9 protein-coding genes are annotated in these 14,312 nt (G+C 66.0%); 2 read left to right on the forward strand and 7 right to left on the reverse strand.

Features of this window, described 5'->3' with window-relative positions:
• Position 1: 1 nt before the first annotated feature.
• Together RKE25_RS03940 and RKE25_RS03945 are read right to left on the reverse strand one after the other, a co-directional pair.
• The gene (locus RKE25_RS03940) at positions 2–637 is read right to left on the reverse strand and encodes a DUF4124 domain-containing protein (RefSeq protein WP_311840963.1); all 636 of its coding nucleotides are present in this window, start codon (positions 635–637) and stop codon (positions 2–4) included.
• Between the two features lie 34 nt (positions 638–671).
• A complete protein-coding gene (locus tag RKE25_RS03945; protein WP_311840964.1) occupies positions 672–1,616 on the reverse strand; it encodes a DegV family protein in 945 nt (314 codons plus the stop codon).
• Positions 1,617–1,867: 251 nt separating this feature from the next.
• On the opposite strand from RKE25_RS03945, the gene RKE25_RS03950 reads away from it, so the two are divergent.
• Entirely contained in the window at positions 1,868–2,653 is a 786-nt protein-coding gene (locus tag RKE25_RS03950; RefSeq protein ID WP_311840965.1) for an AMP nucleosidase, read from the forward strand.
• A 700-nt stretch (positions 2,654–3,353) separates the two neighbouring features.
• Positions 3,354–6,443: a TonB-dependent receptor gene (locus RKE25_RS03955; protein ID WP_311840966.1), complete on the forward strand. Its 3,090-nt coding sequence runs from the start codon at positions 3,354–3,356 to the stop codon at positions 6,441–6,443.
• 206 nt (positions 6,444–6,649) lie between these two features.
• Here the strand turns inward: RKE25_RS03955 and RKE25_RS03960 are convergent, their stop codons facing one another.
• The 5 genes from RKE25_RS03960 to RKE25_RS03980 form a co-directional block, all read right to left on the reverse strand.
• Positions 6,650–9,715 carry a TonB-dependent receptor gene (locus RKE25_RS03960; protein WP_311840967.1) on the reverse strand — a complete coding sequence of 1,022 codons (3,066 nt, stop codon included), beginning with the start codon at positions 9,713–9,715 and terminating at the stop codon, positions 6,650–6,652.
• Between the two features lie 576 nt (positions 9,716–10,291).
• Positions 10,292–11,215 (reverse strand): Grx4 family monothiol glutaredoxin, encoded by a 924-nt coding sequence (gene grxD / locus RKE25_RS03965; RefSeq protein WP_311840968.1) that lies wholly within the window; start codon positions 11,213–11,215, stop codon positions 10,292–10,294.
• Between the two features lie 178 nt (positions 11,216–11,393).
• Entirely contained in the window at positions 11,394–12,251 is an 858-nt protein-coding gene (locus RKE25_RS03970) for a UDP-2,3-diacylglucosamine diphosphatase (protein ID WP_311840969.1), read from the reverse strand.
• Between the two features lie 119 nt (positions 12,252–12,370).
• Positions 12,371–12,967, reverse strand: a complete 597-nt coding sequence (locus tag RKE25_RS03975) for an SGNH/GDSL hydrolase family protein (protein WP_311840970.1) — start codon at positions 12,965–12,967, stop codon at positions 12,371–12,373.
• A gap of 8 nt (positions 12,968–12,975) precedes the next feature.
• Entirely contained in the window at positions 12,976–14,217 is a 1,242-nt protein-coding gene (locus RKE25_RS03980) for an aminotransferase class I/II-fold pyridoxal phosphate-dependent enzyme (RefSeq protein ID WP_311840971.1), read from the reverse strand.
• Positions 14,218–14,312 lie beyond the last annotated feature (95 nt).

The raw sequence follows: 14,312 nt of genomic DNA on the forward strand, positions 1-14,312 counted from the left end.
TTCAACGGCAGTTGGTCAGCTGTGCCCGCAGTTCTTCGTCGCGCCGCTCCAGTGGCGGCCGGTCGCTCTTGAACGCGCGGCGCAGCTTGCGCGCGTTGTCGTCGTAGTCGTCCTGCAGGGCGTGGCAGGTTTCGTCGAACGTCATCGGGCGGCACTGGTCCTGCACCCACACGTAATTGCTCGAGACCAGGCCGGCGGTGACCTTGCCGCGGTTGAGTTCCGGCGCCGAGGCTCCGCCGGCGCCGCCGCGCGCGAGCGGCGTCTGCACCATCCCGACCATGCCGAACGGTGCCAGATAGGGTTGGGGATCGCCTTCGCGGCTGAAGTAGACCTTGCCATCGGTGGCGCGCGTGCATGCGTAGAGGTTGGGCAGCGGCGCACTCGGGACGGGCGGTGGCGGAGGCGGCGGTGTGGCGTCCCTTTCGTCGTCGCTGGGAGCTTTCGATGGTGCGGGCGGTGGCGCGGTGGGGCCGGGGTCGGCCAGCTGGATCGTCTCCTGGCGCTGCGCGCGGGCGCAGGGCTTGTCCTGGAACACCACCCGCCCGTCGCCGCCGGTGCACTTGTACACGGTGGTGGCGACGGCCGGCGCCGCGCCAAGCGGCAGCAGGAGCAGCGACAGGAAGGCGAGGCGGCGCATCGCGCGATTCTATGCCCGTGCCGCAGGCTGGGAACTAGAACTCCGCCTCATGATCCTCGGCCGCCAGGCCCAGGGTGATGGCACCCTCGCCGACGTTGACCATGCCGGTGATGCTCATGGGGGCTTCCATCAGTTCCACCCCATGCTCCGCGCAGGCGGCCCGCAGGTCGGCGTAGCCGGGAAGCTTGTCCAGGTCGGTGAGGTCGCCGCCGTAGCTGACACAGACCGCGGGCACCAGCAGGCCGGCGCGCACGCGGCGCTCCGCGTAGCCGAACAGCGATTCGGCGCCGTGCTCGAAGCCGCGGACCTTGCCCACCGGGCCCGTTTCCCCGCGGAACGCGCGCAGGAGAGGTTTGATGTCCAGCGCCGAACCGAGCACGGCGCTGAACAGGCCTACGCTGCGGTCGCCCTTTTTCTTGGCGCGCGCGCGCAGGTAGTAGAGATCGCGCGGCAGCATGTAGCCGTAGGAATGATTGGCGATGTGCGTGACCCGTTCGCGGATCGCCGGCGGCGTCTCACCCAAGCCGATCAGCCGGGCCGCCTCGACGATGGCCGGTGCCGTCCCCGCGAAGAGGTTGCGGGTATCGACCACGCGCATCAGGAACTGGCCGGAAAGCCCGGCCTTTTCGCGCGCCGCGCGATAGTGCTTGAGCACCGCGAAGCTGGCTTTGTTGACGTGGTCGTTGATCGGGCTGCGCGTGGCCGTGACGGTGAGGCAGAACACGCAGTCCTGCTCCAGCACCAGCTTGTCCAGGAACAGGCGCTGGACGTCCTCCACGGAGCACGGCTCAGTCTCGGCCGAATGGCTGCGGTCGCCCAGCTTGCGATCGATGAAGCGGCGCACTTCGGCGGGGCTGCGGTCGTCGAGGAAGGTCTCGCCGTCGACCCGCACGGTAATCGGCATCACCGTGACGCCATGGTCATCCAGGAATTTCTGCGGAATATCGCAGGACGCATCGATGGCCAGCCCCATGCGCATGATGTCACCCCCTAGGTCGAACGCGTCGGCAACATAGCATGGGCGCGAGCGGCTGCCGACCCGCTCACCGCAGCGACAGACCGGGGTCAGCCATGGCGGGCGCAGGCTTTCGCCGCGGGCGGCCAGGCGAAGAGAGGGCGGCGTCAGCCACTGCCGCTAGAATGGCCCGAATCATTTGGCTAATCGCCGGCGTGGCGTCGCCGGTAACGCGCCGCGGGAGGCTCCTGCGCGCACCGACCTCGAAGGGTCCCATGAAAGAAAAACAGGAAATCGTCTCCAACTGGCTGCCGCGCTATACCGGCACTTCGCTGGAGCAGTTCGGCGAATACGTCCTCCTCACCAATTTCGGCCACTACGTGGATCTCTTCGCCGAATGGCACGGCGTCGAGGTGCAGGGCCGCGACCGGCCCATGCCCAACGCGACGGCCGACGGCATCACCCTCATCAACTTCGGCATGGGCAGCCCCAACGCCGCCACGGTGATGGACCTGCTCAGCGCTATCGGGCCAAAAGCCGCGCTGTTCCTCGGCAAGTGCGGCGGCGTCAAGAAGAAGAACGCCATCGGCGACCTCGTGCTGCCGATCGCCGCGATCCGCGGCGAGGGTACCTCCAATGACTATTTGCCGCCGGAAGTCCCGGCGCTGCCGGCGTTCCAGCTGCAGCGCGGCGTGTCGACCATGATCCGCGACCTCGGCTACGACTACTGGACCGGCACGGTGTACACCACCAACCGCCGCGTGTGGGAACACGACGAGCAGTTCAAGGACTACCTGCGCCGCACGCGCTGCATGGCGGTGGACATGGAAACGGCCACCATCTTCGCCGCGGGTTTCGCCAACAAGATCCCCTGCGGCGCGCTGCTGCTGGTGTCCGACCAGCCGATGATTCCCGAAGGCGTGAAGACCGAGGCGAGCGACCGCAGCGTGACCGCGCAGTTCGTCGAGCGCCATATCCGCATCGGCATCGAGGCGCTGAAGCTGGTGCGCCGCAATGGCCGCAGCGTGAAGCACCTGCGGTTCGAGGAGAATGTCGAGTAAGCCCGGCGGACATCCCGCGAAAAAAAGGGCCGCGCAAGCGGCCCTACCGGGGTGATCCAAACATTATTGGCTTGCGGTAGCGTCCCGCTGCAGCACGCGCTTTCTCGTGATTCGGTAATGATGTCTCTCGCCCTATTGGCAGGCGTGGCGAGAAACACCTGACTTGATTTTCGACGGCTGCGTTCGGCAGCCTTTTTTTTATGCAATGCGTTTGGGTGGCTGTCAAGCGCGATTAATTGGCGCAAATAAAAGCGTAAAGCTTAATCTAGGAATTATTCTTAGTTGAGCGATTCATCCAGCCGATGAGCGCGGGCACGATTTTACCTTTCGCAACACTTGGCCCGATTTCCGCGTATTTATTTGCGCGCACGCGGGGATGTTGCGCTTGTACCGCAAGAGTGCGGAGCATTTTTCGCAGAAACAAAGTTAATGCGTTCGAGCGCAATTTCGGGTGTTAAGTTCGCAATAAATCATTGTTGACTGACCGTTATTCGGGCGATTAGGGTGGCGCCGGTTCGCGCTGCCAGAGTTTGGTTGCGGCGTCATTGCAAACCGGCGCTGGCGCGAGCCTTGGATGCAAAGGGCGGGAGTCGTCGATTTTTTTAAATGGATCGCCATTGCCGAGCGGTAATGGCGAACAGGGATTTTTTTCTCGTAATTAGCTCATTGGCTGTTTTTTCTCTGCTCGGGGGAGTATCGAATGACCAATCCACACAGTCGGCCGTTCCATGGCCACGTTTTCACCCGCCGTACCGCGCTGGCGCTTGCCATCGCGGCGAGCTGCGCCCTCGCCGGCCAGGTCCGCGCCCAGGCCTCCACCGGCGCCATCTTCGGCAGCGCGCCGGTGGCGTCGGGCGAGACGGTGCTGATCCAGAGCGACAGCGGCGTCACCCGCGAGGTCGCGGTCGACGCCAGCGGCCGCTATTCGGCTTCCAGCTTGCCGCTGGGCACCTACAAGGTGAGCCTCAAGAAGGACGGCGCGGTGGTCGAGACCCGCAGCAACATCGGCCTGACCGTCGGCGGCGGCACGCAGGTGGTGTTCGGCGGCGCCTCCGAGGCGAGCGCCACCAATCTCGGCAGCGTGACCGTGGTAGGCAATGCCCTGCCGGCGGTCGACGTCAGCCAGGTGGATTCGCGCACGGTGGTCACCAGCGAGCAGCTCACCAAGCTGCCGATCGCGCGCAGCGCGGAGTCGGTGGCGATCCTCGCCCCCGGCGTCAACACCGGCAGCAGCTACTTCACCAGCCCGACCGGGCAGACCCTGGTCTCGTTCGGCGGTTCTTCCGTCGCCGAGAACGCGTATTACATCAACGGCTTCAACACCAGCGATCCGCTGCATAACTTCGGCGGCCTCACCTTGCCGTACGGCGCGATCGACCAGGAGCAGATCATTACCGGCGGCTACGGCGCCGCTTATGGCCGTTCCGACGGCGGCGTGATCAACCAGGTCGGCAAGCGCGGCACCGACGAATGGCATTTCGGCGCGCAGGTGGTGTGGCAGCCGAAGTTCGCCGAGTCCGATCCGGACAACGCGCTGTATCCGACCGGCCCGGCCTTCCTGTCCGGCCCCAACGGCAGGCAGGGGCAGATGTATTGGACACGCCAGGACAACAAGTCCTGGGAGCATGTCGAAGACGCGTACTTCGGCGGCCCGCTGATCAAGGACAAGCTGTACATCTTCGGCGCGGTCGAGGCGGACCACGTTGACAGCGGCGTCAACGTCGCCAACCGCTCGACCAACACCGAGCAGACCTATTCGTACTCGCGGCCGAAGTGGTACGGCAAGCTGGACTGGAACATCACCGACAGCAACATCCTGGAGCTGACCGGTGCCTCCAACAAGAGCATCTTCTCGGGCAATACGTACGCCTACGCGTATACGCCGACCAGCTCGGTCGGAACGCGCGGCGCGTATCTCGGGCCGGCGACCTACACCAAGGACGGCGCCGACATGTGGGTCGCCAAGTACACCGGCTACATCACCGACAGCCTCACGGTGGAAGCCCTGTACGGCAAGATGACCCAGACCGACTACAGCAACGCCGAGGGGGGCGACGCGGCCTGGATCGGCAATGCCAGCTTCCAGAATCCGGCGCTGCTGCCGGCCGGGTCCAGCGGCATCAACGGCCCGCAGATCAACCAGACCATCGACGACCCACGCGCGCACGACAAGACCTCGAACCTGCGCCTGGATGTCAACTACAAGATCGGCAATCACTCGATCACTGCCGGTATCGACAACCTCAGCGTCAACTCGATCGACATCGGCACCACGCCGTCGGGCCCCGGTTACTACTGGATCTACGGCGCGGGCGATCCGAACACACCCATCAGCACCCTCCCGGGCGAGTCGGTCGGTGCACCGGGCGGCAGCGGCTACTACGTGGCCAAGGTCATCTACTCGAACTCCGCCAGCGCGCGCGTCAAGCAGCACGCGCAGTTCATCGAGGATGCCTGGCAGGTCAACGACCGCCTTCTGCTGACCCTCGGCATCCGCAACGATCAGTTCACCAACTACAACCCGGACGGCGTGCCCTACCTGCGCCTGACCAAGCCGCAGTGGGCGCCGCGCCTGGGCGCCAGCTGGGACGTCTACGGCGATTCCAGCCTGAAGATCTATGGCAATGCCGGTCGCTACTACCTGGACGAGCCGGCCAACGTGGCGATCCGCGGCGCGGCCGGCAGCACCTATACCTCGCAGTATTTCACCTACACGGGCATCGATCCGGTGACTGGGTCGCCCACCGGCCTCACCCAGATTCCGCAGGACCGTTATCCGGGCGTATCGGCGAACAACGAGTTCGGCGTGCCGCCGGACCCGAAGACGGTGACCAGCCGCAATGCCAAGGCCGAGTACCAGGACGAGTTCATCGGCGGTTTCGACAAGACCCTCGATGCCTTCGGCCAGAAGTGGGTGTATGGCGCCAAGGCCACCTATCGCGTGCTGCGCAATGACCTGGACGACGTCTGCGACGACAACACCATCGAGGCGTACGCGACGCAGCAAGGCCTGGACCCGGTCGCCGCCCTGGGTTCGACCGGCTGTTACATCATGAACCCCGGCAAGAGCGCGCAGATCAATGTATCCAATGGCGCGGGGGGCTACAGCATCCTCAACATCCCCTGGTCCGCCTGGGGCATGCCGGACCTGAAGCGCAAATACGTGGCGCTGAACCTGTACCTGGACCATCCGTTCGACGGCAAGTGGTACGGCCGTGTCGATTACGTCTGGTCGCACAACTTCGGCAACACGGAGGGTTCGGTGCGTTCGGACATCGGCCAGCAGGACGTGTCGCAGACGGAAGACTGGGACAACGCCGGCGTGATGACCTACGCCAACGGTTCGCTGGCCAATGACCGGCGGCATCAGCTGAAATTCGTGGGCTACTACCAGGTCGCTCCGGAATGGATGGTCGGCGGCAACGTCCAGATCCTGTCGGGTACGCCGAAGACCTGCCTGAGCTACTTTGGTGCGGATCAGTCCGATCCGTTCGGCTACGGCGTCGCCTATCACTTCTGCGGCCCGGCCGGCACCCCGGCACCCTACGGCTCCACGGGCCGCACGCCCTGGCAGGAGATCGTCAGCCTCAATGCGGAATACCGCCCGGCCTGGGCGGGCAAGAAGCTGGGCTTCGATGTCATGGTCTACAACCTGTTCGACAAGCAGGTGGTCACCCAGTACCGCCAGGGCTCAGTGTCCGGCCCGGGTGTGACCAGCGTGAACTGGCAGACACCGATCTCCTACACCACGCCGCGCTACGTGCGTTTCTCGGTCAGCTACGACTTCTGAGTCCAGCGGCGCATCCCACCCCGGGAAAGAAGAAAGAAAACCCCCGCTCCGGCGGGGGTTTTTTTTGCCTCGGCAACACTGTCGCTTGCCCGGGGCGGGAAGCAAAAAAGGGGGCCGTCTCTCGACGGCCCATATGGGGAGATTCCAGCTGTTTTTGGCGCGGGCATTCCATCCAGGATTCCCGCGCGCTTTGTGATGCGGATCGATCAGAGGCTGAAGTCGTAGCGCGCCCCCAGGCGCACATAGCGCGGATCCTGGAACGAGCGCGGGCGGAAGCAGTCGATGCGCGGGCCGCCCGAGCCGGTCTCGCAACGCTCGAACACCTGGGTGACGCGCTGCTTGCCGAGGACGTTGAAGATGTCGGCGGACAGCGTGAACTTGTGATCGAGGAAGGCCGGAATCCAAGCCAGGCTCAGGTCGATGTTGTACGTCCAGGGCGTGCGGCCATAGGAGCCGCGAGGTGCCGGCTTGCCGTTGCACCAGTAGTACACCGCGCCGTAACCCACCGGATCGCCACCGGCCGACAGCGGGCGAGCGCCCAGGCAGCTGATCGGATAGCCCGAGGCGATGCGCGTGACCGTCGAGAAACGCCAGTCTTCGGTCGGCGCATAGATGCCCAGCAGTCGCAGCTGGTGCTTCTGGTCGTTGGACAGCGGGCCGTTCTGGTTTTCCATCAGTTCCGGCGCGTCCCAGCTTTCGGTCGTCGACACGTCCGCCTGGACCAGGTCGGAGTTGAGCTGGCCTTCCGCGTTGCCGTAGCTGCGCGAGAACGTGTACTCGGCCTTGCCGTACCACTTGTCGCTGAACTGGTGCTCCATGTACAGGTCGACCATGTAGTAACGGCGCTTGGCCTTCGGTTCGCCGATTTCCTTCGCGGTGAGCGGAATCGACAGGTACTGGCCCGGTGCCGGCGAAAGCACGAAGGTGCCGCCGTTGCCCGGGTTGTACAGCCAGCAACCGGTACTGGCGGCGAGGCCCGCGGCCACCTGGTCGTGCAGGCCATGCGCATCGCCCCACGCCTGGAGCGGACGCGCGTCGCAGGTATCGTCGATGAGGCTGCGCAGGACGCGGAACATCGCCTTGCCGCCGAACGTCCAGTTGTTCGCCAGCTGCTTGTCGAAGCCGAAGATGTACTCGTCCTGGTAGTAGGTCTTCAGGTTGCGGATCGACACGGTCTTGGCGTCCGGCGGCGTGCCGTTGGCGCCGTTGTTGTAGAAGGTCTGCGACCAGGGCGAGCCCACGCTCAGGCCCTGCGGAATGCCCGTGGTCGGGTCGATGCTGGTGAAGCTGTAGTAGGTGGACGGGAAGGTGGACGGGCCGGCGCCGCGCACCGCTACGCTGGTGGGCAGGCCCAGGTGGAAGCGCCCGGCGTTCGCATAGAGCTTCAGGCTGCTGTCGCCGTACACGTCCCAGGTCACGCCGATGCGCGGGTCGAGCTGGTTGCGCTCCTTCGCATAGGGCTGGCCGACACCGTTGTAGTTGGTGAACTGCTCGTTGCGCAGGCCGATGTAGCCGTGCCAGCGGTCGGTGATCTGCCAGTTGTCCTCGATGAATTCCGAACGCTGCGCGGTGCGGGCCGAGGTGCCGGTGCTGAGCGCGGTCGATTCCACGAACCAGCCGTTCGAGAACGCGGCGGGGTTGTACAGGCCCGGATCGAGGCCGAGGTTGATCAGTCGCTGGCGGATGATGTCGCCGTTGCCCACGTCCTGATAGATGTAGCCGGTGCCGCCGACGGGTGTGTTGCCCCAGGTCGCGCGCAGCGTGTAGTTGTCCATGCCGCCACGCAGCACGTGGTCGCCCAGACGGTACTCGATATTGAAGCTCCAGCCCGTCGTGCTGTCCTTCGAACCGGGCTGCAACTGGCCGGAGGCGATGTTGCAGTTCGGTGCCGGGTTGGTGGATGCGATCGAGCGCTGGTCCTGCACCAGCGGACAGATCGCGCCGTTGGCGCTGGTGATCGTCTGCACGTGCGGGGAGCGGCTCTTGCCGTACATCGCGTTCACGGTCAGGTTGTCCGTGAGGTAGCCGGTGTAGTGGCCGATGTAGATGTTGCCGCCCGGCGTGGCGTTGGTCTGCGTGCCGTTGTAGTTCTTGGTGTACTGGTGGCCCTGGTAGGCGCCGACCGTGCTGGTCGCGTAGTTGTAGGCGTAGATCTGCGAATCGGTCTTCTCGTCGTCGCCGATGCCTGTGAACTCGACGATATGGTTGTCCGTAATGTTCCAGTTGATCTTGGCCAACCAGCGCGTGGTTTCGGCCGTGTTGTTGAACGACTGCTGGCCGCCGGCGGACGGCGAATAAGACGTGCCGGTGCGACGGTACCAGTCGGCGGCGCCGAAGAAGAACAGCTTGTCCTTGATGAGCGGACCGCCGATCGAGCCGGAGTACTGCAGGCGGCCGTCATCGAACTGGCCGAAGTCATTGCCCCGCTCGTACAGCGAGCCGTTCTTGCGGTACATGCTGCGCGGGCTCTGCGCGAGATCGCTTGGCGACCAGAAGGCCTGGATGTCGCCCTTCCACACGTTGGTGCCGCTCTTGGTCACTACGTTGATCACGCCGCCCGTGGAGCGGCCGTACTCGGCGCTGTAGCCGCCGATCAGCACCTGCTCCTGATCGATGGCGTCGTAGGGGAGCTGGCGGGAGCTCACGCCGGTAAGCGGGTTCGTCGCGGAGAAGCCGTTGATGTAGTACGCGTTCTCGGAAGCGGAGGAACCACCGAACGACAGGGCATTGCCATAGCCGCGGGCCGCCGGTGTGGTGCCGGGTGCCAGCAGGGCGATGGAGCTGATGGAAGTGCGGGCGATCGGCAGCTTGGCCAGCTGGTCGGCATTGATGACGGCGCGCGAGTCCACGGAGGACACGTCGATGGCCGGCAGCGCGTTGCCCACGACTTGCACGGCGCCGAGCGTTTGCGCGTTGGCGGCGGTGGCGTTGAAGGAGACTTCGGTACCGCTGCTGATGGTGGTCTGCACGTTGGTGCGGCTGTCGACCACCTTGCCATCTTTGACCACGGATACGGTGTATACGCCGATCGGGAGCGAAGCGGCGCGGTAGCGGCCCTGCGAGTCGGTGGTCAGATCGCGCTTGAGGCCGGTCTGCGTGTTTTCGATGTGGATCGTCTCTCCGGCTTCGGCCTGGCCGAAGATCACGCCCGTCGCGTTCGACTGGGCAAGGGCCGTGCCGCTGGCGAGGCCCAGGCCGAGTGCCAGGGCAAGAGCGAGTTGGCGTCGTGCCAGCGGGTAACCGCCATAGCGTTTGGCTTTGCTGGAAATCATGGTCGATCCTCGGTTGATGATGGCTGTTCTGCGAACTGAGCAAGGTGGTCATCGAACCGGAATGCCGCCCATGGCGCGGCCACGCATCGTCGATGCGCGCGCGCGAACCGGCCCTGGTGGCTCTACTCCCCCGATTCGCCCGGATGTCCCCACATCCGGAGGTCCATGCCCGGCGCACATGCCGTGACTAATGGCCTGGGACGAAACTAGAAAAGGGAGGGTTTGTTATTCAATGGTTACGTTGTGAACGCAAAATGTTGCCGGGCCCCCAATGGCCCGATTTATGCGCTTAGCCATCGTCAGCTTCGCGAAGAGAAGAAATCACGAGGGTCGCATGGTTTGTCAGCCCGCCGACAGATGGCCGCAATTTCATGCGGATGAGTGACGCATGAAAATGCGTTCGCCGTAAAAACAGCGGAGCGGTCGAAATGACCGCGTGAAGACAAGAGGTGATTTTTATTAACGACGCTTGAATGGAGGGGCGCTAATTCCAGCTTTTTTTGCGCCGAACATTAAAAAAGGCGGGCTTTTCGCCCGCCTTTTTTCTTTCCCGATCGAGAAACGCCCGGGTGTCGCTCAATAACGCGGCACGCTCGGATCGATCTCCGCCGCCCAGGCATCCATGCCGCCCTGCACGTTATAGATGTCGCTGAAGCCGTGGGCGGCGAAGCGCTCGGCGACGCCGCGGCTGGAGACGCCGTGGTGGCAGATGAAGGCGATCGCGGTGTCCTTGGGCAGGGCCGCGAGGGCGTCATAGCCTTCCTCGTCCAGCACGCGGGCTTGCGGGAGCGGGGCGGCCTGGGCGCGGCCGTGCGCCGGACGCACGTCGACCAGCACGAGATCGCCGGCAGCCAGGCGAGCCTGCAGCTGCTGCACGGTCATCGATTTCACTTCCTGGGCGCCGGGAAACTTCAGGCTCAGGCCTTCGCCCTGCACGGTGGAAACCCAGTCGATCACGATGCCCTTGGCGCGCTGGGCGCTGCCCGGATCGAGGTGCACTTCGATGCCGTTGCTGACCGAGACGATGTCATGGTCGCCGGCCGGGGCCAGCTGGAAGCCGGCGCTGTGGTCCGGGCCGATCTCCAGGTGCAGGGCCAGCCCCTGTGCGTTGGCCGTGCCCTGGCGGATCGCCTCGGCGGCCTTGTCGGTAATGGTGATCTGCGGGGGCGTGCGGTCCGGCGGGGTGGCGCCGAACAGCTGGTGCAGCTCGCCGCTGGTGTACATCTGGCGGATGATGTCGGCGCCGCCGACCAGTTCGCCTTCAACGTACAGCTGCGGGATGGTGGGCCAGTCGCCGTAGGCCTTGATGCCCTCGCGGATCTCCGGATCCTCCAGCACGTTCACCGTGTGGTAGTCGGGCAGCAGCTCGTTCAGGGTATTGGTCGCCGCGGCGGAGAAACCGCACATCGGCTGGTGGCGGGTGCCCTTCATGAACAGCACCACGCGGTGGTTCTTGAGCAGGGATTCGATGCGTTCGCGGGTGGCGCTGTCGAGGGACATGGAGGACTCCGGCAAAGGGGTTCAATGATACGCCCCTCCATATGCCGGCGCCGCAGGGGCGCTTCAACCCGGCCGGGACCAGGGACGAGCGGCGAGGACGCGGGTCCGCATCCCGCGGTGGCGCATCCCGTCGCCCCCACGCCCTCGCCGCTCGTCCCTGTCGAAGCCGGCCGCGCCTTCAGGCTGCCGGCCGCAGTTCCGCCAGGCTGCGCCGGTGCCGGGCCAGCGGCGCCAGCGCCAGGCCGGCAGCGGGGGAGGGCAGCACCAGTTCGCGACTGGCGCGACCCAGCGCGGCGGGCTGCTCGCTCCAGTGGATCAGCTCCATCGCGCCGGTGTGGTCCTCGACCAGCGCGGTGCAGTGCTCCACCCAGTCGCCATCGTTGAGATAGAGCACGCCGTCCATGTCGCGTACGTGGCCGAAGTGGATGTGGCCACAGATATGGCCGTCGAAGCCACGCTCGCGGGCGTCCGTCGCCACCCGTTCCTCGTAGGCGCGGATGTACGCCAGCGCCTTGCGGATGTGCGACTTCACGATGATCGACAGCGGCAGATAGGGCAGCTCCAGGCGCCGGCGCATGGCGTGCACGCGCCGGTTGGTCCAGCAGATGAAGCGGTGCATCACCTCGCCGAGGTGCAGCATCCAGGTGCGGCCGATCTGCTCGGGGTCGAACTCGTCGCCGTGGCTGACTCGGTAGCGGCGCCCGTCCGCGCCTTCGTGCACCGCGTCCAGCTCGATGCGCACGCCGCCGAAGCTCTGTCCGGCCAGGCCGCGCATGGGCGCGTCGTGGTTGCCGGGGATGTAGATCACCTCGATGCCCCGCCGGGCCATGTCCAGCACCTCGGCCAGCACGGCGCCGTGGTCGGCGTGCCACCAGCTACGTTTGGCCAGCGACTCCATGTCGATGATGTCGCCGACGAGGTAAAGCCTCTCGCAGCGGAGCTTGCGCAGGAAGTCGAGCAGGTAGGAAGCCTTGCAGTCGGGCGTGCCCAGGTGCACGTCGGAGATGAAGGCGCTGCGGCAGTGAAAGGTCGCCATGGCGGTCTCTCCCGGTGGTATCCGGGAGGCCAGAGTGCGCCACGCAGGTCACCGCCTCGTGGCGGTGCGGTTGCAGGTTTGTTGCGGTGCAGGAGCCGGTCGCGACGCGTCGGCCGGGCTCAGCCCAACAACTGGCGGGCGACGAGCATGGCGGCTTCCGCCCACAGCGCGTACTGCGCGCCCGAGGGGTGCAGGCCATCGTCCGCGAGCAGGGCGGGGTGGGCCCGGGAGATCGGCGTGATGTCGACGAAAGCGGCGCCGGCGCGGGCAGTTTCCTCCTGCGCCACTGCGTTGAATTCGTCCAGCTCGGCGGCGATCCGCGCGAGGTCGCGGCCGCTGTCGCGGGCGAACGGGGTGACGCTCCAGTCGGGAATCGACAGCACCAGCACCCGGCCCGGCCGGCCGCCGGCCAGGGCGATGGCGCGCGCCAGCAGGCGATGGAACTCCTCGCGGTACTCGTCGGCGGAGCGTCCCCGGTACTGGTTGTTCACACCGATCAGCAGGCTGACCAGGTCATACGGCGGCTCAAACGTCGCCGCGTCCATGGCTGCGGACAGCTCGTCCGTGGTCCAGCCGGTGGTGGCGAGGATCTGCGGTTCCGCCAGCGGCACGCCCTGCGCTCGCAGGGAGGCGGCCAGCCGCACTGGCCAGCGGCCCTCGGCGGCGACGGCTTCGCCGATGGTGTAGGAATCGCCGAGGGCCAGGTAGCTCAGCATGCGCGCGATCAGGCGACCGCGCGCGTCTTCTGCTGTTCCTCGGCCATGCGGGCCAGCACCCGCTCGATGCGCACGAATACCTCGCGCAGCTGTTCCGGCGGCGGCAGCAGGGTCAGGCGCAGGTGGCGGCTGTCCGGAACGTTGAAGCTGCTGCCCGGCACCACCAGCACCGATTCCTCTTCCAGCAGGCGCAACGCAAAGGCGTTGTCGTCGAAGCGCGCCAGGCGGTTGGCACGCACGCGCGGGAACGCATACAGCGCGCCGCCGGGGGCGACGAGGTCGAGGAATTCGCTCCTCGCCACGCCTTCCACGATCATGCGGCGCGCCTCGTGCAGGCGGCCGCCGGCGCCGGTGAGCGTATCGATGGTGGGCTTGCTTTCCAGCGCGGGGCGCACGGCCCACTGCGCGGTGACGTTCGCGCACAGGCGCAGCGCGGCGAGCAGCTGCAGCGCATCGCGGTATTCCGCGGTGCGCGCCGGTTCGCCCGAAAGGCTCATCCAGCCCACGCGATAGCCGCAGGCGCGGTGCACTTTGCTCAGGCCGCCGAAACTCACGCAGGGGACGTTGCCGGCCACCTTGGCCAGCGGCTCGAACTGGGCGCCGTCGTAGAGGATCTCGTCGTAGATCTCGTCGCTGAGCAGGAGCAGGTGATGGCGCTCGGCGATCTGCACGATGCGCTCCAGCAGCTCGCGCGGGTACACGGCGCCGGTCGGATTGTTGGGATTGATCAGCACGATCGCGCGCGTGCGCGGCGTGACCAGCGCAGCGATTTCGTCCGGATCGGGCAGGTGGCCGTTCTCGGCGAGGCAGCGGTAATAGCGCGGCTTGCCGTCATTGAGGATGGTGGCGGCGCTCCACAGCGGGTAGTCCGGGCTGGGCAGCAGCACTTCGTCGCCCGGCTGCAGCAGGGCGCGCAGGCTCAGGTCGATCAGCTCGCTCACGCCATTGCCGACGAAGATCCGTTCCACGTCCACGCCGATCGCACCGCGGGCGCGTTGCTGCGCGACGATGGCCTCGCGCGCTTCTTCCAGGCCCTGTTCGTGGCCATAGGCCTCGCTGTCGCGCAGATGGGCGGCAATGGCTTCGCGCAGATGGACGGGGGTATCGAAGCCGTAGCGGCCCGGGTTGCCGATGTTCAACTTGATGATGGGCAGGCCGGCGGCTTCCAGTTCGCGCGAACGCCGGGTGAGTGCGCCACGGATTTCGTAGCGCACTTCGGCCAGGTGCGCGCTGGGTCTGATCGGGGCCAACGTCGGGTCCTTCGTCTGCTTCGCGCCGCGCGGGCGCTGATGGGTACGTCGGCATGCTAGCAGCGCCCGCCGGGGCGTGCGAGGCACGCATCAGC

The sequence above is a fragment of the Dyella sp. BiH032 genome (assembly GCF_031954525.1).
In the GTDB taxonomy this organism is placed as follows: Bacteria; Pseudomonadota; Gammaproteobacteria; order Xanthomonadales; family Rhodanobacteraceae; genus Dyella_D.